We start from the raw sequence: 21,381 nt of genomic DNA on the forward strand, positions 1-21,381 counted from the left end.
ATATCAATGTTAGACTTGAAATTCATCTCAGCAAAAAATGAATCCTGAAAATTAAATTGTGAAGTTTCAACACGTATATATGCCTTTTTACTACTCAAAAAAATATAATCATTGAGAAAATACCCTTGCTTAGCTTCTTCCACAATTTGGAGTAAGTAATCCAACCTTAAAGAATCATCTTCTACTGCTCTTGGAAGGTAAATAGAAATTTCTGTATCTGCACTTAATTTTAACGTGGAAGGATCTTCTGGGTCTTCTTCCTCTATAATTGATAGATCGTCACAGTATAATTCAATCTCATAATCTAAAAAAAACTTCTTAGCTCTTCAAATCTATCTTTAATTAATTCATTTTCAAATAGCATTTTTCTTCTCCCCCTAAATAAAGCTTGTACTCCAAATTATACAATAAAAAACACAATAGGAAATTAATATCTCATATCAAAATGGATGTCCCCTTTATAAAAGTAGGGAGCAATATTATATTAAAAATTATAATTCACTAATCATCTTATTCAATAATATTAATGCCGACTAGCCAATTAAGATACTTAACTAAACTGTTTTCAATAATTTCTACATTTAATTCATTGATAGAATAAGTGATATAGTTTACTAATCATAAACAAACTATTGACAACAGAAGACATGCGTTCTTTCTATGCAAGTGTGGAAGCGGTAAAGCTTGGGCTGGATCCGATGGAAACGCTCCTTGCGGTTGTTGGAGATCCGAACAGATCGGGGAGCATTGTATTAGCCGCCTCCCCTGAATTAAAACGAAAGCACGGCATCAGCAATGTCAGTCGTTTTTATGAACTCCCGGACGATCCGGATATTCATATCGTTCCTGCCCATATGGCGGATTATCTGCATGTTTCCATGGAAATAACAAAGCTCATTAATCAATTTGTACCAATAGAGGCCATCCATCAGTATTCGGTTGATGAAGTCTGGGTAACAATAAACGGATTGGAAAGGCTCTTCGGTAACCGCTGGGAGGTTGCACAAAAAATTAAAAGGATATTTTAGAAAACTTTGGGATAACTTCTTCCATCGGGATTGGTGATAATAAATTTCTCGCAAAGGTCGTGATGGATCTCCATTCCAAAAAGGTTGGAATTGCAGAATGCACCTATGAGGATGTAGAACAAAAACTCTGGCCTTTCCCAATTGAAGATATTTGGGGAATAGGGAGCAGAATGAAGAAAAATCTGAATCGCATGGGGATTACCACTCTCGGTCAGCTCGCCAACTATAACCTGGAACATTTGAAAAAGCGATTTGGAATCATGGGAGAACAATTATACTGGCATGCATGGGGAGTGGATCTTAGCCCTGTATTTGGCAACTTTACCAAGCAGGGGCAAAAGGGCTTCGGCCATGGTATAGCTCTGCTTCGGGACTATACGGGACAGGAGGTTGCTTATTGTATTTTGGATCTTTGTGAAGAAGTATGCCGCAGAGCCCGAACAGCAAATAAGACAGGAAGAACCATTCATTTGGGAATTTCCTATTCCAAGGAAAGCGGTGGCGGATTTTCCCGCTCACGATCTATCGATATTCCTACGAATGTGACCATAGATGTCTATCATGTGTGCATGCAGCTGTTCAAAGAATTTTATGATGGAAATAGCAATATACGGCATGTTTATGTAACCTTGACTAATTTAATTGACAAAGGTAAAGGTCAGGTACAGCTCGATTTATTTGAAGATCGTACAAAGAAAAATGATATCGGCTATGTGATGGATGCTATTCGTGATAAATATGGATCTACCGCAATTCTTCGTGCTTCCAGCTATACCGAAGGCGGCGTTACATTAGATCGGAGCAAGAAAATCGGTGGGCATTTTGCGTAGGACCATCACCATAGAAATCGCAAAAAGCAATTCCCCAATATAGCTGGGTATTTTTAAACGGTTCTCTACAATAGCCTTAATCCTTTAGACCTTCACAGAAATAGAAACGGTGCTGCGGCATGCACTGACAAGCTTCTGTCTGGAGCATCGCTTTTTGCAGGCAGTACTTCAGCTTCCCATGCTATAATATATGCACGATGGCAGTATGAGGAGGCTTACGATAGACATGCAAAGATCAGTAAAGACATTCATTACGTTCACAGCCGTTTTGTTTGCTTTAATTTTAGCGGGCTGTGGAAATCAAGCAGAAAATAGCACAGCGGACGAATCCGGTCAGCAAGCAACTGGACCAATAGAATATCCGGATGTGGAAGAGAATCCGACAGCAACCATGACCATGGAAAATGATGAAAAAATCGTTATTGAAATGTATCCGGATGTTGCTCCAAATACAGTTGCAAACTTCATTTCCTTAATAGAGGATGGGTACTATGATGGCCAGATTTTCCACCGGGTCATCCCTGACTTTATGATTCAAGGTGGCGATCCAAACGGAAACGGTACCGGAGACCCTGGTTATACCATTCCGGGTGAATTCAGCTCGAATGGCTTTGAAAATGATCTAATACATGAACGCGGCATTATTTCTATGGCAAGGTCCAGCCATCCCGATTCAGCAGGATCCCAATTTTTTATTATGGTGGAGGATTCTCCTCATCTGGATGGTGAGTATGCCGCCTTTGGACGAGTGACAGAGGGAATGGAAGCCGTCGATGGAATCGTTGCTCAGGAACGCGATTCGGCAGATAAAGATCAGATTATGAAAGAAGTTGTGGTGGATACCAAAGGTTACGACTACCCAGAACCAGAGAAAATGGATAATGAATGACCAGAAAACCGGCTGCTGGCTGGTTTTTTGGTATATCCAAATCCACTGCCCCCCTTGAGTATCTGCTCCACCCTCCTGCCCATATTTACACCAAATCTCTTTAAAAATTCCTGTAGATTCATGGTTCGGCATGTATATTTTTTAAATATTATGCAGATTATTGCGATATTTGTCACACATAGTATAATAGGACTATAATGCAATCACGCCACAGTATATGAGAGAGGTATTCCCGATGAACTGTCCAACCAAGTTAGACGACTCCATCCTCAAAAGACTAAAGGATATCGAATTTGCCCTTGATGCCTCCACAGGCATCGTCATAATAGATGCCAGCGGGATTATCCAATATGCAAATGCGAAATATTGCGAGCTATGTAAATACGATTTGGAAGAATTAATTGGAAATGATCAAAATATGGTTCATTCAGAATCCCATACGGAAGCTTTCTTAAAAGATATTCAGAAAGCAACCGAATCTGGAAACGTATGGAAGGGTGAAATCAAAAATAAAGCAAAAGATGGCAGTAATTATTGGGCAGATACAACGATTGTCCCGTTTATGGATGCAAAAGGTAAACCATACCAATATATTGTCATTAGCCATAATATTACTGCACGAAAGAAATATGAAGAGATTATTGAATCACTGGCATATACGGATTCACTGACCAAGCTCCCTAACCGGAATCAATTCAGCAAATGGATTCACAATCAGCCAAAGAAACAGGACGGGATCATCACAGCACTTTTTCTTGATCTTGATAATTTTAAAGCAATCAATGATAACTTCGGTCACGATATGGGAGACTTCATATTAAAGACAGTTGCCGGCCGATTAAAGGAAAATCTGCGTGAGACAGGCTTCACAGCACGGTTGGGCGGTGATGAGTTCATCGTCATTTTAAACAATAATGAAAACCCAAAAACAGTCAAAGAGATTGCAAAGACATTAGTAAGGCAGCTGAGCCTGCCTCATAATGCCAATGGGAAGCAGATATTCACAACAGTGAGCATTGGGATAAGCAGTGAACCTATACCCCCCGGGCAAGAATTCAGCCTCGCTTTCATTGAAGCATTAATAAAGGATGCCGATACTGCAATGTATCATGCCAAAAGGCTGGGCGGCAACCAGTTTGGCTTTAATAATGATCATCAGAATATGGTGCTTGAGCGAAATTATCAGCTGGACTTGGAAATGAAAGAAGCACTCCTTAGAAATGAATTTTCTGTTGTTTACCAGCCGATTGTCAATCTTAAAAACAGTAAAATTGTTGGTGCTGAAGCCCTTCTCCGCTGGCAAAACCGTCATTTGGGCACTGTTGCACCAAATGAATTCATTCCAATCCTTGAAAAAAATGGATTGATAGTACCTGTAGGCAAGTGGATTCTTGCTACCGTATGCAGTCAAATGAAGTATTGGCAGGAAAACGGCCATCTCATGCAGCGTATCTGTGTGAATGTTTCCCCTATCCAATTCAAGGATAAACAATTCATTCCAGACTTGAAGGAAATTTTAAATGAATCCCTATTGGATGCATCGTATTTGGAGGTTGAAATCACTGAAGGAACCATTCTTGACATTGAAAACTCTTCAAGAACGATAAATGAATTGAAGGACTTGGGAGTTAAAGTATCAATAGATGACTTTGGTACGGGGTATTCATCTTTAAGCTATCTGAAACAGCTTCCGATTGACACACTTAAGATCGATAAGTCTTTCATTGACGATCTTGACCGGGATGGCGAGATTATTGCCAACACAATCATCAGTATGGGTAAGAACCTGAACTTCAGAGTTATTGCAGAAGGAATAGAAAGCATCGATCAGCTGGATTACCTGAAGAAGCAAAAGTGCCATGAAGGGCAAGGATATTATTTCAGCAGACCGATTGGCAACAAAGAAATTACCGAGCTGTTTGGCCGCTTAGGATAACAAGAGTGCAGAGCGTCGGTAAGCGTACATATGTACTGGCCTGAACGTAAGGCAAAACAGCGGGCGAAGCGAGCCGATGTTGCCTTATCAAGTCTCGCTAGTCGCTGGCGCTCAGATCTGGACGTTGTAATTTTACTTGTTATCCAGATTCAGCAGATTTTTAATTTCCAATACAATAAAAAAACACCAGAATCGCTGAAGATTCTGGTGTTAATTTTTATGCTTTTTCTGAATCCGTTTTTACTTTTTCTGAAACAGCTTTAGTTTTATCTTTTTCTTTATCTTCTTCTGAAGAATCGTCATCCATGAGACTATTAGCAGATGTCTTAAATTCACGAAGTGTCTGTCCTGCAGCTTTACCAATCTCCGGCAATTTTTTTGGACCGAAAATGATTAGTGCTAGAATCACGATAAGAATCAAACCTGGAATTCCTATGTTTGCAAAACCCATTAGGTGTCACCTCCATGCTTTTATTCACTATACCCTACTTTAAAAATGATTATAAGCGATCTCTCTATTTCTTTGCAGGTGAAAATTACTTTATCTTCCTATTAGGAATTCTATCATACCTTTAGCTGCATTAAAAATCAACAAATAGACATAAGATCTGAAAAATCCACTACAAGAAAAATTAGACTAATTGTCCGCCATTTTTAATGTACTTCTCAATGCCTTCTGCAGCACGGTAAGTCAATGCACCTACAGTACCTGTTGGGTTATACCCTGAGTTATGCGGAAATGCACTCGCACCCGGTACAAACACGTTATCAAAATCCCACATCTGCATGTAATTGTTCAGTGCACTTGTTTCAGGATCTGATCCCATAATAACACCGCCAGTATTGTGAGTTGACTGATAAGGAACGATATCATAAGGTCCCTTTTCTCTATTTGTCACAACTTCTGTAGCACCCATTTCTTTCATGATTTTCTCGGATTGGTCACCCATAAACTCTACCATTTTCTTATCCTGTTCTTCGTAATCGAAAGTGATACGAAGCAATGGATTTCCGAATTGGTCTTTATATGTTGGATCAAGATCAAGATAATGATAAGAATAAGGCATAGAAGCACCCTGTGAAGAAACAGTGATTGCTCTATTATGATATTTTACAGATTCAGCTTTAAAATCTTTACCCCAGTTCTTCGTTCCTGGTTTAGTTGTGTTATTGCCGATTGGACGTTTTCCTAGCTGTGTAATAGCAAGGTTACCACCATGCAAGAAATCCAAATCTGCGTGGTCGAAGTTGTCTCCATTAAAGTCATCGATACATGCTCCTAATGCTCCGGCACCAGAATATAAATTGAATTCTCTCTCTTCAAAATAACCTGTAGCAGATCCACCGTTATTTTGATATGCATAGTTTTTACCGATAACACCAGTACCTGTTTCAGGATCATATGGTTTACCCATATTCGATGTTAAGAGCAAACGAGCGTTATTCAAGACATAACTTGTTACTGCAACAACGTCTGCAGGCTGGATGAATTCTTCTCCAGATTGTACATCGATGTATCTTACACCTGTTGCTTTATTGTTTTCGTGAAGAATTTCAACAACATTGGAATGGTCACGAACTTCAAAATTACCTGTTTCTTCAGCAATAGGCAATACCGTTACTACTGGAGTTGCTTTCGCACCATATTCACAGCCGAATCTTTCACAGAATCCACAATATTGACAAGCTGAACGGGAAATGCCATCCGGGTTTGTATAATCTTCCGACAAGTTGGCAGATGGCATCATGTACGGACTGAAACCTAATTTCTCAGCTGCATCGATAAATAATTGAATGGATGGAGAAGGTGTCATTGGCTTTGTTGGATATGGATTAGAACGATGACCTGTTAGATCATTATCTTCTCCTGAAATACCTGCCATTTGTTCAAACTTATCATAATATGGTTCGATTTCATCATATGTTATTCCCCAATCCTGCAAAGTCATGTCTTTGGGAATCTTATTTTTTCCATAACGTTCTTCTGTTAAAGATTTAATTTCGAAATCATATGGCAGGAATCGGAAAGTTTGTCCATTCCAATGGTTTCCTGATCCACCAACACCGGTACCCAATAAAAATGAACCGTATTGACGCATCGGAAGGGCACGCATCTTATCATTATTTCTAAAAGTAATTGTTTCATTGGATAAATCTTGCATTAATTCATAACGCTGTGCATAACGAAGTTCATCATGCGCCATAAAGTAATCTTTAGTCTTTAAGTATTTTCCGCGTTCAAGTCCAACTACTTTATAGCCTTTTTTCGATAGCTCTGCAGCCAGTATTCCACCGGTCCAGCCTACCCCTACTAATACTACGTCTGTTTTTGGTAACGTTTTTGCCATTGTCTTTCTCCTAACCGTTATTATTTTAATTAGTGACTATGTTGAGAATTTAAGCTTTTTGGTTCCATTTCAATGAATTCTTCACTATCTATCATGTCTTTATAGCTCATCTGGTGACCAGGGAAGTTCTTCATCTTCCAGCCTTCCATTCCTGCGTTACCGCCATATAAAGGATCAGCATATACACCCTCAATTGTTGCAGCGCGTAAAACACTGAAGAAGTATGCAGCTGTCACACCCTTCATTTTCACTTTATCCTCGTCGAAATCGGTTAATACTGTATCTTGTTCTTCTTCTGTTAAATCTACAAACGATTTTTCAAAAGAACTTACACTATGCTTTTCCATTGCCTGTAATCCAATATCAAAAATTTGCTGTTTGTTAAGACTGCTTTGGTATCCTTGTGTTGGTTCACCTGGGAAGAATGGGCCTGAAGTATAATCTTTGGCTCCTGTTCCCCATCCTAATGCCAATTGATGATCGATATAATAGCCAACAAGAAGCTCTTTTGCCCCAGGACCATTCTCATCTTCCGGAAAAATTCGTTCAACGGCAGCTTCCGTAATAGCAAGCTGATCCGGCGTAAAATACATCAATGCCATGTTTGGATTTGATGCAGATTTATTTTCTGCGGGCTGGGTCGCTGTAGAAGAAGCCGGTTCCTTATCTTTTCCAAATCCAACTAATCCGCCCAGTACGCCACCGACAACCACACCACCAGCAGCAACACCCGAATTTTTCAGAAACTTACGTCGGGATGAACCCTTTTCATCGAGTTGGTTTTTCTCTGAAACTCCCATATTATTACCCTCCAATTTCTTAATCTCGCAAGAATTTTTATAGATTTATAGTTTAAAGACCCCTCTTTTTAAATCAAATATTCTTAATTAAGAATATAATTGAACATAGAAATACAAAGCAGATTAGGCTCCTTTCCTGTCATTTTTTACAGAAATAGGGAAAATCTACCATGTTAATATCAAAAATAAAAAGAGAAAAGCTGAATCCATAAAAAAATCAGAAACGGCACCAAAATATGTATTCGCTAAAAATGAATTGGCCGAATCCTCTTACTTTCTCACAAGAAAGTATTATAGCAATATAGTTTTTAAAAATCAATATGCAAAAACTTCGCATTGGTTAATCATCTCTCTGGCGGCATTTTTTGGAAAGGTTTACATAAATATGGATTTCTCTAAATTAAGATATTTGAAATGCTCCGATTCTGAATAGACTTTCAACCGGAGTTCCTATATACTACATGGTAAATTAAAATAGTTTAAATAGTGGAAATTCTTTATAAGTTAGGGGAGATTATTGTGGATACAGCATTGAATAATGTGGTTTCTGAATTACACAATTTTTTGGAGGAAAGTCAAATCAGCAGCAATGATTCAATTCTTGAATTGCACAGCCGAGATGAGTCCTACCATCTGCCAAGCAGACCGGATGTTGTTGTATATCCGAAAACGGCGGAACAGGTAGTGGCAATTGTAAAGCTGGCATCCGAGAACAGCGTATCTATCTATCCATTTGGAATGGGTTCAAGCCTTGAGGGACATGTCATCCCGTACGAGCATGGAATCACAATTGATTTTTCATTAATGAATAAGATAATTGACATTAAAGAAAAAGATTTTCTTGTTACATTGCAGCCTGGAGTCACCAGAACGCAGTTAAATAAAGAGCTGAAAAAGTACGGTCTCTTCTTCCCGGTTGATCCCGGTGCAGACGCAACCCTTGGCGGGATGGCAGCAACAAATGCCAGTGGAACGCTTTCCGTAAAGTATGGAACCATGCGGGATAATGTACGCGATATGGAGGTGATCCTTGCAGATGGCATGAAAATACATACCGGCACATTGGCTGCAAAATCTTCTTCAGGCTATCACTTAAATGGCCTTTTCATTGGATCGGAAGGCACCTTAGGCTGTATTACTGAATTAACATTAAAGGTTTGTGGTATTCCCGAGTTTATGACTGCAGCCAGGGCAACCTTTCAGACGGTTGAGGATGCGATCGAAGGCGTTGTAGCAATATTGCAGGCTGGCATACCAATGGGGAGAATTGAAATAGTCGATGAAGAATCAATAAGGCAGGTTAATAGGTTCAGTGAATCCAATTATACAGAACTTCCTACCCTATTCCTTGAATTTCATGGAAACGAGGCAGGATTACAGCAGGATATTGCATTTACTCAGGAAATCGTTGCTGACTTCAACTGCCTCAACATTCAATTTGAAACAGATACCGCTGCCCGCAACCTGCTGTGGGATGCCCGGCATAATTTGGCATATGCTTACATCCATAGTTATCCAGGCAGAAAAATGATGGTAACCGATGTCTGCCTTCCCATTTCCGAATTGGCCGGTGCAATCGGCCATGCAAGACAGGTTCTTGACAAACTTGGACTTCCTGGAGGAATTACCGGTCATGTTGGTGATGGGAATTATCATATCATTTTGATGATCGATATGAATGATCTGGAGGAAGTGCAAAAAGCTAAAGATCTTAACGAACAGATAGTGGAATATTCACTTGCTCGCGGCGGGACTTGTACCGGTGAACACGGTGTCGGAATCGGCAAGCGGAAGTATCAGGAGAAAGAACACGGAGATGCCCTAAAAATAATGCAAAAGATTAAACAAGTGCTGGACCCTAACTCTATTTTAAATCCCAATAAACTGATTTAAGGCAAGTTGATGGGATAACCCTAAAAACACCTCCCGGTTTGGGAGGTGTTTTTAGGGTATTCACGTAAAAATTGCCCGGCGTGCAAATTGCCCCGTCATGCCGCATCGCAGATTCGACAGCGATTAATTCATTTTACATATCCATTCTCCTTTAAGTAATCCACTATTTCCCCGACACATTTTTCCAATGAAAGCTGTTCCGTATTTACAATGACTTCCGGAGATTCCGGTTCTTCGTAAGGGGCATCAATACCAGTAAAATTACTGATTTCACCGCTTCGGGCTTTTTTGTACAATCCTTTAGGATCCCGCTCTTCACATGCTTCCAGACTGCACTTTACATATACTTCAATAAATTCATGTTCATCAAGAATCGCCCTTACCTTATCACGGTCTTTCCTGTAAGGTGAAATAAATGCTGTCAGTGTCACGAGCCCGGCATCAACCATAAGCTTGGATACCTCTCCTATACGGCGGATATTCTCTGCGCGATCTTCGGGGGAGAAACCCAAATTTCTATTCAAACCATGGCGTACATTATCACCGTCCAATCGATAGGTATGTGTCCCTAAGTCATAAAGCTCTTTTTCCAGGGCCACCGTTAAAGTGGACTTGCCTGAACCAGATAGACCGGTAAACCATAGTACCGCACCCTTATGATTATTCAATTTTCCCCTATCCTCTTTCGTTACAATGGAGTTATGCCAAACGATATTTGATGGTTCGCTCATACTTCATTCTCCCTCCTAAAACCACCAGTAATAGCTGATTACAACCGTCATTATCATAACAAGCAAACTGAGTGGTGTTCCTACTTTTATATAATCTTTAAATTTATAGCCGCCTGGACCGTACACAATCAGGTTCGTCTGATAGCCAATTGGTGTGATAAAGCTGGCTGAAGAAGCAATCGCAATGACGACCGCAAAGCCAATTGGCTGAAGTTGAAGGCCCTCTGCCAATTCAAGACCGATTGGAATCATTAATACCGCTGCAGCACTATTGGTAATCAACTCTGTAAAAATATTGGTTAAAAGATAAATAAAAATCAATATAGCGAACAATCCGAGTGGTTTGCCCACATCCAATAATCCCTCCGCAATCCAGCTGGCAAGGCCGGTTTCTGACATCGCAATGCCAATGCCAAAAGAACTGGCTATTAATAGAAGAACATCGAAGTGAATAAACCTTTTCGCTTCCTCTGGCGTAATCACTTTAGTCAGCAGCAACAGAACAACGACAATAGCCATGCCGTTAAGCATACTTAGCACACCGCATGCGACCAGCAGAATCATACATATAAATAAAACAATGGCGAGCCGGCCTTTTGCGGGATTACGTCTCAAAGCCTCCGGTGTTTCCAAAGTGGTAAGCACATAGAAATCATTGGATTGATTATGTTTCTCCACGAAATCTTTCCCCGCCAATAACAGCAGGATATCACCCGGCTTAAGGACAATTTCTCCAATTTTACTTGTAATACGTTCATTTTTGCGATGAACCGCGATTACACCCGCATCATATCGCGAACGGAATTTCAATTGTTTGATGGTCCTGGAATGCAGGGAGGATTGATGAGATACCACAGCCTCCACGAGTTCCGTATTGCCATTTTTTAATTCATCCAAATCCAAATGGGTGCCCGTTCGCAATGTTAACCCCTTCATCATTTGAATACTCTCGATGGTGGATATTAATCCAGTAAAAATTAAACGGTCCCCTGTTTGGATGATAGTTGCAGGACGTACAGGAGATATCCTGTCTTTCCCACGAATAATTCCAATTAAATAAAGGTGATTCAAATCCCTCAATCCTGCGTGCTCCACACTCTGGTTAATATATGGAAAAGACGCTTCTACAATTAGCTCAGCAAGATACTCCCGTGAATCCTCTTTTATCTGCTGTTGGAATCCTTTATGTTCGGGAAGCAGCTTATATCCGATTGTAAAGATATAGATAAGGCCAACAATCGTTATTGGTATACCAACGATTGCCAGCTGGAATAATGAAAAACCATCATAACCATAGTCAACTAACATACCATGGACAATTAGATTGGTAGATGTACCTATAACCGTAATTGTTCCACCGATGATTGTGGCATAAGAAAGTGGAATCAAGAATTTGGATGGTGCAATTCCCCGCTCCTCACACCACTTTTTGATCATCGGTGTAAAAGTGACAACGATTGGTGTATTATTCAAAAATCCCGATAGGAACGAGATTGGTATGAAAAATCGGATCATGGAACCTTTTACGCTTTTACTTCCGGCGAGCCATAATTTCATGATATCTTCAAGGATCCCACTTTTGTGCACAGCACCAGCAACGATAAAAAGAAGTGCTATCGTTATCATCCCTTCATTGGAGAAGCCCCTCAGTGCTTCTCCCGGATTGATTACACCGGTGGTCATGAAAACAGTAAGCACTGAAAAAGACAATAATGGAAGGACTGGCAGCCTCGAGCAGCAGTGCAATCAACATGGCAATAACCATGGCTAGAACAAAAATCATTTCTGCTGACACGGATAGCAACACCCTCTAGTCTGTATTGTTCTGTTTCATTCCTCTGATAAGCACTGCAGCGACTTCAGGACGTGAAAATTCTTTAGGAAGATCTTCACCATTCCGGAGCTTCTCACGTACTTTCGTTCCACTAAGATGGACGTGATGTTCCTTATCATGCGGGCACGTTTTTTCTGTCCCCATGTTCTCGCATTTCACACAATAAAACGCGTGCTCAAATTTAAATATTTGGATGCCAAGTTCCGCTTCATATTCAGAAATTAATTCCTGTGCCTCGTAAGTTCCATAGTAATCGCCTACACCAGCATGATCCCTACCGACGATAAAATGGGTGCAACCATAATTTTTACGGACAATTGCATGCAGGATGGCCTCTTTTGGACCTGCATATCGCATTGCTGCTGGATAGATGACAAGCTCCGTACGATTGGCAGGATAGTAGTTTTTTAGAATGACCTGATAGCTTTCCATACGAATTTCTGCCGAGATATCATCCGATTTCGTTTCGCCGACCAATGGATTCAGCAATAATCCATCTACAGACTCCAGTGCACATTTTTGTATATATTCATGGGCACGGTGAACAGGGTTACGGGTCTGAAAACCAACAATAGTCTTCCAGCCCAATTTGGCGAATAATTCCCGGGTCTCTGATGGATCAAGATAAAAGTCCTTAAAATCATCATGATTAGGTCGATTCAGCATATAAATCGGACCCGCCAAATAGACTTCACCTTTTTCAAATACCTTTTTCACCCCGGGATGGGCTGGATCTGTCGTACCATAAACAAGTTCAGCTTCCTTTTCTTTATCATAACGATATTTTTCTGTTAGCTCTAGAACTCCATAGCATATATCTTCTTCACCAATAAGTGCTATTTCAGAACCTATTTCAAACGATTCCGCCTGTTCGACTGTTGCGGGAAGCGTAATTGGAATGCTCCAGACTATTCCGTTTTCCAATCGGGCATTTTCAACGACACTTCTATAATCCGCTTCCCCCATAAACCCTGTTAACGGGCTGAATCCGCCTATTGCAATCAGCTCCAGATCGGAAATGCTCCAGGCATCTATCTTGAGTGATTTCAGTGTATTTAATTTATGTAGATAGGAATCTCTTTGCTTCCCAGTCAATTCTCTCTGTACAAGCTTCCCTCCATGAGGTAAGATGCCTTGTTCGTTCTTTATTGTCATAATCAAAACCTCCATCTATCATCGTATTTCTTTTGAAAAGAGTCAGCTGTATTTAAAGACGATTCCCTGCAGACTAGTCTGCCGCTAAATATTTTTTGAGTTCAATTACCATTGCACCCATCCTCTGATTTGCCGGCTGGACGACATGGCAGATGCCCTTTTGCTTCAATTGGCTGGCAGTTACTTTCCCTACTGCTACTGCGATGACGTTCTCATTGAAGGCATTAACCATTTCCCTTGCCTCACGGGATCCGCCAAAAAGATTTTCTACCTGCGTTTTGCTTGTGAAAATCACTGCATCAAGGGTTTGATTCATGATGTGCTGCTTAAGGGAAAATAATATCTCTTCAACCGGTTTTCTATACTGATATGGTTTAGAAAGATAGACATCGTAACCAAGGTCTTCCAATTTGTCTCTTAATAGTAGATCGTCCTGATTATACGTCTGTAAAAAGGTGTGATTACGCTCGTCAGGATGAATAGCAGTTAACGATTCCAGCAGATTTTCCATCGTACCATCTTCTGATAGAAAAGTCGGTGATAAGGAGTGCTTTTTTAACCACTTCATTGTCTTACTCCCGCGTACTGCCAGCGGCCTGTTTTTCAGTTCTCCGATAAACTCTGGCAAGCAGTCCAAACGTATGGCAGCATTTTCTAATGTCGTTATTCCAATTCCGGTAGTTAGAACGATCAGATCAAAGGGGTTTGAAATCATTTCCAGGACATCTTGTTCACTCGTTCTTTCATTTAGAATCTGTTCTCCTTGGATCGGAAACAGATGGGATATACCACCGATATTATGAACAAGGGCAGCAATCGCATCTGCTCTGCGGTTTGCTGCAATCCCGATTCTTCTAGTCATTCCCTTCTCCCCCTCTCGCCAATTTCTTTAACCACGTGATGGCCATTAATTGTTGGTGCTTATCTAGAAACCCTTCGGAAAGAAGCTCTTTTAACAGTAATCTTTGATGCAGCTTATCAAGCGAGGTTAGTTTCACAAGCTTGCGACATTCATATAAAAAGTCTACATAATCCTCGTATTTTTCATCATAAAGTGATTCCAGCTGCCTTCTGATTTTTACAGCCAGCTGTGGACTCGCTCCATTGGTTGAAATGCTAATATTTAACTTCCCGCGTCTAAAGGTTGAAGGAAAGGCTACATTTCCCTTATCTGCTTCTGCTGCCGCATTGATCAGTGCACTTGAGGGCGCCTTTTGGATTACCTCCTGATTTACAATCGGGTCACTGGTTGCAACTATAATCAGAAAGGCATCTGCAAGATCACTCGTTTGCACGTTTTTTCTTTCCAGATTAAAAGGTCTTCTTCCCATAATGCACGGATGCCTTTTTTGATTTCAGGACTAATTACAGTAATAGAAGCACCGCTCTTTAGAAGTGTTTTAGCCCTTCGTTCGGCTATAGATCCGCCTCCAGCAATTACAACCTTCTTTTCGTCCAGGTCAATCATAAGAGGTATTAATGCCATTTTCGTACATCCTTTGGTTTTTCATATAGTTTTAACTGAGCTGCAGGCTTCATGAACACGTTCCTGCAGCGCCTTTTTCATGGATGAGTGGTTCCCTAGCTGCCTGCATAGAATGATGCTTTTATTTTCCCCTTGCGATTCTGCCACCCTCGTTTCAAGAAACTGCATGAGCACTCCCGTAAACCATAGATACGGCACAATGAAAAGCTGCGCATGACTTTCTCTAAGGGATGTCTGAAATTCTGTTTCAAAGGAAGGTTCGCATGCTGCCAAATAGCAAGCATCCACAGGGATATTCATTTTCTGCTGCAGATCAGCTGTAACCTGTTCAATATCCCTTTTAGTCTGGGGATTGCGGCTGCCGCGGCCAACAAGCAATACCTTTGCGTCCGGTTCAATAGGAACATCCGTTTCGTTAATTCGAGCTGCCAATACATCCGTAATCCGTTCTTGTATACCAAGTGGCTCGCCATAGGTAAATTGAACTCTGGGATATTTCCTTCTTATCTTATTTACCTCTGCCGGAATATCCTTAAAATAATGGCCAGCACCCAACAATAGGACTGGTACAATGGATATCCGGGAAGCTCCCTGTTCGATTAGAAGATCTATTCCCTGGGCTACAGTCGGTTCTGAAAGCTCCAAAAAACAAATTTCCTGGTGGGCCACATTAACTTGATTTTTTACGGATTGGATAAATGCACTTGCTTCCGCTGTTGCTTCCATCACACGGCTTCCATGGCTCACATATAAAATTCCCTGCATCGATTCCCCCCCTGTCACCCGAAAATGGCTTCAGCACTTAACTGATTTTCCAAGTCCTCTTTTTCAAACCACTGAATCCTGTCTCTGAGGCGAACGACCTCTCCGATAATAATCATAGAAGGGTTTTGAAACAAATGGGTTTGATGCAAAATACTTACAAGTGTCCCTGTAACCGTATGCTGCTGATCGGTTGTGCCCCAGTGAATTACGGCAATAGGAGTATCTTTATCCCGTCCATAGCGGACCAGCCTTTCACAAATCCCCTTCAGACTCTTGACCCCCATGTAAATACAGAGGGTATCCGAACTTTGCGCCAGATGTTCCCAATACTTTTCATACGCTTCGCCACTTTTGCTTACTCCCGATACAAAGGTTACGGATGAACTGTAATCCCTGTGGGTTAGTGGAATTCCAGCATAAGCGGGCGCTGCAGAACCGGAAGTTATCCCCGGGACGATTTCATAGCTGATACCCTTTTGCTTGAGTACTTCTGCCTCTTCCCCACCTCTTCCGAATATAAAGGGATCCCCGCCTTTTAATCGGGTGACCACTTTATCCTGTTCGGCATATTCACAGAGCAGCTGATTTATCTTTTCCTGTGTAAGTGAATGATGATCTGGCTGCTTGCCGCAATAAAGCAACTCTGCTTCTTTTGGAGCGTAAGCAAGTAATTCTTCAGGTATCAAACGGTCATATAAAATGACATCGGATTGCTGTATCGCCCGTAACCCTTTCACAGTAATCAGTTCTGGATCCCCAGGACCGGCACCGACTAAGTAAACCTTTCCCATTCCTTCACTTCCTTTCTGGAGTATACCTTCTTACTTTCTTGTGCTTTCCGTTGTATGAAAATCCAGTCCGGAATGAACTTCCTCAACATATCCTGCACGTATAACGTAATCGCCAAAATGTTCCCCTTCCTGCCTATCCTTTGCATATTGCAAGATGATAGGACGAAGGTTTTGAAGAATTTCTTCTTCACCAATATTTTCACGATAAAGCTTGTTCAGACGATTCCCATTAAAGCTGCCCCCGAGATACATGTTATATTTTCCTGGCGCTTTCCCGATAAAAGAAACCTCTGCCAGCGCCGGACGAGCACAGCCATTCGGACAACCCGTCATTCGGATGACGATTTCTTCTTCTTTTAGGCCAGCCTCTTCCAATATGACTTCGATTCGGTCAAGAAGCTGTGGAAGATACCGTTCGGATTCCGCCATCGCAAGACCGCAAGTCGGAAATGCAACACATGCCATTGAATTTCTGCGCAGGCCTGAATAATGCTTGCCCTCTGTGAGTTGGTATTTCTTGACCAGTTCATCGATTTCCTGTTTCTTTTCGCTGGTAACATTAGCAATAATCAAGTTTTGATTCGGTGTCAGCCGGAATTCTCCTGTATGGATTTTAGCAATTTCCCGCAAGCCTGTCATAAGCGGATAATCTTCAAAATCTTTAACACGGCCATTTTGAATAAATAGTGTTAAGTGCAAGCTGTCTTTACCTTTCAACCAGCCATAATGATCTCCATTTGATTCAAAATGATAGGCATGCTCCTTATCCAGATCCCATCCCAGCCGCTCATTTAGCTCATCTTTAAACCATTCAATTCCTCTGGCATCAATCGTATATTTGAATCTAGCATTCTTTCTGTTTGTACGGTTTCCAAAATCCCGCTGTATCGTTACAACTTTCTCTGCCACTTCCGTTATTTGATCCGGTGTGCAGAAGCCAATTACCCTGGAAATCTGCGGATATGTTTTGGTATCTCCATGTGTCATCCCCATGCCACCGCCAACAGCGACATTAAAACCTTTCAGCTTACCATCTTGGATGATTGCAATAAATCCAAGATCCTGTGAAAAGATATCAACGTCATTCGATGGCGGAACAGCAATACCAATTTTAAACTTCCTTGGCAGATAGGTAGATCCATAGATAGGCTCCGTTTCATCGCGGCTATCTACTATTTTTTTATCATCCAGCCAAATCTCATGGTATGCATTGGTTTCTGGCAATAAGTGATTGCTAAGCTTTTTCGAGCATTCATAGACTTCTGAATGAACAGCTGACTGCTCCGGGTTCACATTACACATAACGTTTCTATTTATATCTCCGCAGGCAGCAATGGTTGTCATTAGTGCCTCATTCATTTCCTGCAGCGTTTCCTTCAGATTCCATTTTAAAATGCCATGTAATTGGAAGGTCTGCCTTGTAGTCAGTCTGAGGGAGCCATTTCCATTTTTTTGGGCGAGTTCATCCATTACCAGCCATTGATCTGGTGTTGCTACACCCCCAGGCAACCTGACACGGATCATAAATTGATAGGCAGGCTCCAGTTTTTTGCGCCTCCGTTCATCACGGAGATCTCTGTCATCCTGCTGGTAGCTTCCATGGAATTTCAGCAGTTTATTATCTTCGTCAGAAATTGCACCAGTAATACGGTCCCTCAGCCCTTCTTTTATGGTCCCCCTCAGATGATTGCTTCTTGCCTTAATATGCTCCATTTCATCTAACTGTCCATCCTGATTTGGAAATTTAGATTTATCCATTCAGATATTCTCCTTTCCATATTCTTTAATATACATCCCGTTGGTAGCGCTTCTGTTTACGCATTTCACTCAAATACACTTCTGCCTCTGCATCACTTAAGCCGCCCTCCTGTTGGAGAATGACTGCCAATGTAGCATGGACGTCACTAGCCATTTGTTTTTCATCACCACATACATAGACATGGGCACCTTCTTCGAGCCATTGATACAGATCTTTGCTTTGTTCCAGCATACGGTGCTGGACATATACCTTCTCTTTTCCATCTCTAGAGAACGCCACATCCATTCTGCTCAGCACCCCATCCTTCAACCATTTCTGCCATTCAACCTGATACAGAAAGTCTGTTGCAAAGTGCTGGTCGCCATAGAATAGCCATGTTTTCCCTTGAATTCCATTCTCTTCGCGTTCCTCCAGGAAGGAGCGGTATGGTGCAACCCCTGTACCTGGTCCAATCATGATTACCGGCATATCGCCACGCTCTGGAAATTTGAAATTAGGATTGCGATGAATATAAATTGGCAGGAACCCTCCTGGATCCACGCGGTCTGCACATTGTCCGGAACAAACGCCGAATTGTTCTTGTCTGTATGCAGGATAACTTACTTTGCCAACTGCAATATGTACCTCATCGGGATTTGCTTTATAACTGCTTGTAATGGAATACAGGCGTCCCGGCATCTTCCGGAGTATTTGGATAAAATCTGCCGGAGTCACTCCGTGCGGCGGATAATCTTTGACCAGATCAATGACATCCCGGCCGGTGATATAAGCTTTTTGCTGCTCCACGTTATTCGGATTCAGCAGTTCTTTAAGCTCATCATTGCCAAAGAGCTGTGATGCCTTTTCAAGTAATGGTTTTGTTATTCTGGAAATTTCAAAATTAGAGAGCAAAGCTTCCTGCACGGAGCGCATTTCTCCCTGCTTATTTATTGGTACACTTTCTTCCGGTTCCCAATTCATTATATTGATGAGTTCCTCAACCAGGAGAGGATCATTTTGTGGATAAATTCCCAGGCTGTCACCCGGCTCAAATGAAAGATTCGAACCCTCCAGCGATAACTCGATATGACGCGTTTCTTTATTTGAACCATTTGCATTTAGATTCAGATTCTCCAGCACTTCCGCCCGGAATGGGTTGGTCCGCGAATACACGGGTTGTTCAGCAGACAATGTTCCGACTACAGCACTCGTCTGTTCCATTTCAACCAAGGATTGTGTATCATCAAGTGCATCCAATATTCCATCAACCCATTCGGCAGCAGGTTCATCAAAGTCAACATCACAATCAATGCGCTCGTAAAGCCTCTCTCCACCGAGTTCCTCCAGACGTCTATCGAAATCCTTGCCCGTCTGGCAGAAAAACTCATAGGATTGGTCACCCAGAGATAGAATGGAAAATCGGACATTCTCAAGTTTCGGCGCCTTTCTGGAAAAAAGAAATTCATAAAATGATAAAGCGTTGGCAGGAGGATCTCCTTCACCATGTGTCGCTGTTACAATTAGCAAGTCCTGAACTTTCTTTAAGTCTTTCGGTTTGAAATCATCCAAAGAACTAACGGTCACTTTCAAATTTCGTTCCTCAATCTTCTGACCTAAATCCTCTGCAATTGCCTGACCATTTCCGGTTTCAGAACCGTAAAGAATCGTAACATCTCTTAAATTTGCCTGATTAATCTCTTGGATAGATCCCTGGGGTTCTTCATTATTCTTTACCGCAGCACCTAATCCTTCAGCGTTCTGTGGAACGGCAAGGTATCCGCTCAACCACATTCGTTGTGTATCCGTCAATGATGGAAGCAGTCTGTTCAGATGCTCCGCTTGCTCCTCGTTAAAAGGACTGTTTGTTACCTGCAGCTGCATGGAAATTCACCTCACAATGTAAAATTTTCTCAGGATATAGTTCTATTTGCTTAATTACTAGTTAACATAGTAATTTACTTGGTTTTATAGATAAAAAATTACCCGGATTACCCGAACTGCTCCAGATAATCCACCAGCTATTTTGATGTGTGAAGGCCACACTCTGTCTTATTTACACCCGCCCATCTCCCAGCACGAGAATCAACTGAATCCGTTACCTGAGATGTGCATGGTATACAGCCAATGCTAGGATAGCCATTATCGTGCAATTCATTATAAGGAAGCTCATTTCCACGGATGTATTCCCATACATCGTCCCAGCTCCAATGGATTAATGGACACACTTTGATAGATTTAAATCGCTCATCTTTATTGACAAAATCTGTTTTGCTGCGTGAAACCGATTGTTCCCTCCTTAGTCCGGAAATCCAGGCTGGAGCCCCACTTAATGCTTCCTCAAGCGGTTTTATCTTTCGAATGTAGCAGCATTGATCGGGCTTTCGCTTCCACAAGGCGGAACCGTGCTGTTCTGCCTGTTCCTCTAAGGTATATTTCGGTTTCTTCATTTGAATGCGAAGCTCCGGATATTTTTCTTTTACCTTTTCAATAAGATCATAGGTTTCCTGGAAATGGAGATCAGTATCAAGAAATACAATTTCTGCATCTTTTTTTATTTTCGATATCAGGTCAACCAGCACTACCCCTTCCGCCCCAAAACTGCATGCATAAACCACCCTGTTTCCATAAGTTTCATAGGCCCATTTCAAAATCGCAGCAGCACCTTTTGTCCTATCCTCACTTTCAGGAATGAAATCTTTAAAAGGGTCTTCAATAAAATCTCTGTAGGTAACCGAATTGGCAACCATGTGACATCCCTCCAACGAAGAAATTTTATACAATCGCAAGTATCTTTAAAAAAGAATAGGCAGTTTTCTCAAAGTTTGTTGTTTTTACATAAAATATATAAAATGCGACGTAACAGCAATGCCCGATTTCCGCTCCGGGCAGTCGCTTTCCGCGGGCACCGCTTCAGCTTCCTCAGAAGCAAGCCCGGCTTCTTGCGGGATCTTCAGCCGTTGCTTTTCCCGCTGGAGTCGACTGCCCTGCGCTCCAATCAATCAGCTTAATAACTGAATATCAGCAAATCGATTCAGGATTCAGAAGCCAAATCATAGCGGAGGAAATACACGAAGACTCCTTGAAATTGCATTCACAATTTCTGCGTGCGATGTCTTGCTGCCGCAGCCTTCCTTGTCCTGCGGGAAAGCGAAGACGA

At 41.5% G+C, this 21,381-nt stretch carries 16 protein-coding genes and 2 pseudogenes; 4 read left to right on the top strand and 14 right to left on the bottom strand.

What is annotated here, in order from left to right; translation table 11 throughout:
* The first annotated feature begins 647 nt into the window (after positions 1-647).
* From OMHG_RS07500 to OMHG_RS07510, 3 genes and pseudogenes are all read left to right on the top strand, one after another.
* A pseudogene (locus tag OMHG_RS07500) lies at positions 648-1,858 on the top strand (Y-family DNA polymerase).
* Positions 1,859-2,084: 226 nt separating this feature from the next.
* Entirely contained in the window at positions 2,085-2,747 is a 663-nt protein-coding gene (locus OMHG_RS07505; RefSeq protein WP_010649736.1) for a peptidylprolyl isomerase, read from the top strand.
* A gap of 235 nt (positions 2,748-2,982) precedes the next feature.
* On the top strand, positions 2,983-4,683 hold the full coding sequence (locus tag OMHG_RS07510; RefSeq protein ID WP_010649737.1) for a sensor domain-containing protein: 1,701 nt from the start codon (positions 2,983-2,985) through the stop codon (positions 4,681-4,683).
* Positions 4,684-4,900: 217 nt separating this feature from the next.
* On the opposite strand, the gene OMHG_RS07515 is transcribed toward OMHG_RS07510, so the two are convergent.
* The 3 genes from OMHG_RS07515 to OMHG_RS07525 all read right to left on the bottom strand — a co-directional run bounded on the left by OMHG_RS07515 (position 4,901) and on the right by OMHG_RS07525 (position 7,831).
* Positions 4,901-5,134: a twin-arginine translocase TatA/TatE family subunit gene (locus tag OMHG_RS07515; protein ID WP_010649738.1), complete on the bottom strand. Its 234-nt coding sequence runs from the start codon at positions 5,132-5,134 to the stop codon at positions 4,901-4,903.
* A gap of 181 nt (positions 5,135-5,315) precedes the next feature.
* Positions 5,316-7,031 carry a GMC family oxidoreductase gene (locus OMHG_RS07520; RefSeq protein WP_010649739.1) on the bottom strand — a complete coding sequence of 572 codons (1,716 nt, stop codon included), beginning with the start codon at positions 7,029-7,031 and terminating at the stop codon, positions 5,316-5,318.
* Between the two features lie 29 nt (positions 7,032-7,060).
* Positions 7,061-7,831 (bottom strand): gluconate 2-dehydrogenase subunit 3 family protein, encoded by a 771-nt coding sequence (locus tag OMHG_RS07525; RefSeq protein ID WP_010649740.1) that lies wholly within the window; start codon positions 7,829-7,831, stop codon positions 7,061-7,063.
* A gap of 519 nt (positions 7,832-8,350) precedes the next feature.
* Between OMHG_RS07525 and OMHG_RS07530 the strand changes: the two genes are divergently transcribed.
* The gene (locus OMHG_RS07530) at positions 8,351-9,724 is read left to right on the top strand and encodes an FAD-binding oxidoreductase (protein ID WP_010649741.1); all 1,374 of its coding nucleotides are present in this window, start codon (positions 8,351-8,353) and stop codon (positions 9,722-9,724) included.
* 128 nt (positions 9,725-9,852) lie between these two features.
* On the opposite strand, the gene cysC is transcribed toward OMHG_RS07530, so the two are convergent.
* The 11 genes and pseudogenes from cysC to OMHG_RS07580 all read right to left on the bottom strand — a co-directional run bounded on the left by cysC (position 9,853) and on the right by OMHG_RS07580 (position 20,971).
* A complete protein-coding gene (cysC, locus tag OMHG_RS07535; protein ID WP_010649742.1) occupies positions 9,853-10,455 on the bottom strand; it encodes an adenylyl-sulfate kinase in 603 nt (200 codons plus the stop codon).
* 15 nt (positions 10,456-10,470) lie between these two features.
* Positions 10,471-12,153, bottom strand: a complete 1,683-nt coding sequence (locus tag OMHG_RS07540) for an SLC13 family permease (RefSeq protein WP_336884685.1) — start codon at positions 12,151-12,153, stop codon at positions 10,471-10,473.
* A gap of 112 nt (positions 12,154-12,265) precedes the next feature.
* The gene (sat, locus tag OMHG_RS07545) at positions 12,266-13,444 is read right to left on the bottom strand and encodes a sulfate adenylyltransferase (RefSeq protein ID WP_010649746.1); all 1,179 of its coding nucleotides are present in this window, start codon (positions 13,442-13,444) and stop codon (positions 12,266-12,268) included.
* Between the two features lie 73 nt (positions 13,445-13,517).
* On the bottom strand, positions 13,518-14,306 hold the full coding sequence (locus OMHG_RS07550) for a uroporphyrinogen-III synthase (protein WP_010649747.1): 789 nt from the start codon (positions 14,304-14,306) through the stop codon (positions 13,518-13,520).
* The gene (locus OMHG_RS19435; RefSeq protein WP_390621673.1) at positions 14,299-14,442 is read right to left on the bottom strand and encodes a hypothetical protein; all 144 of its coding nucleotides are present in this window, start codon (positions 14,440-14,442) and stop codon (positions 14,299-14,301) included. Before OMHG_RS19435 ends, OMHG_RS07550 begins: the two co-directional genes overlap by 8 nt.
* A gap of 6 nt (positions 14,443-14,448) precedes the next feature.
* Positions 14,449-14,930: pseudogene (locus tag OMHG_RS19440) on the bottom strand (NAD(P)-binding protein); the annotation flags it as partial.
* A gap of 21 nt (positions 14,931-14,951) precedes the next feature.
* A complete protein-coding gene (locus OMHG_RS07560) occupies positions 14,952-15,695 on the bottom strand; it encodes a sirohydrochlorin chelatase (protein WP_010649754.1) in 744 nt (247 codons plus the stop codon).
* 14 nt (positions 15,696-15,709) lie between these two features.
* Positions 15,710-16,486, bottom strand: a complete 777-nt coding sequence (gene cobA, locus OMHG_RS07565; RefSeq protein WP_010649756.1) for a uroporphyrinogen-III C-methyltransferase — start codon at positions 16,484-16,486, stop codon at positions 15,710-15,712.
* A 30-nt stretch (positions 16,487-16,516) separates the two neighbouring features.
* Positions 16,517-18,244 (bottom strand): assimilatory sulfite reductase (NADPH) hemoprotein subunit, encoded by a 1,728-nt coding sequence (gene cysI, locus OMHG_RS07570; protein ID WP_010649757.1) that lies wholly within the window; start codon positions 18,242-18,244, stop codon positions 16,517-16,519.
* Positions 18,245-18,269: 25 nt separating this feature from the next.
* On the bottom strand, positions 18,270-20,105 hold the full coding sequence (locus OMHG_RS07575) for an assimilatory sulfite reductase (NADPH) flavoprotein subunit (protein WP_010649759.1): 1,836 nt from the start codon (positions 20,103-20,105) through the stop codon (positions 18,270-18,272).
* A gap of 137 nt (positions 20,106-20,242) precedes the next feature.
* Positions 20,243-20,971, bottom strand: a complete 729-nt coding sequence (locus OMHG_RS07580; RefSeq protein ID WP_010649761.1) for a phosphoadenylyl-sulfate reductase — start codon at positions 20,969-20,971, stop codon at positions 20,243-20,245.
* Positions 20,972-21,381: the final 410 nt, after the last annotated feature.

The organism is Oceanobacillus massiliensis str. N'diop, from assembly GCF_000285495.1.
In the GTDB taxonomy this organism is placed as follows: domain Bacteria; phylum Bacillota; class Bacilli; order Bacillales; family Amphibacillaceae; genus Oceanobacillus; species Oceanobacillus massiliensis.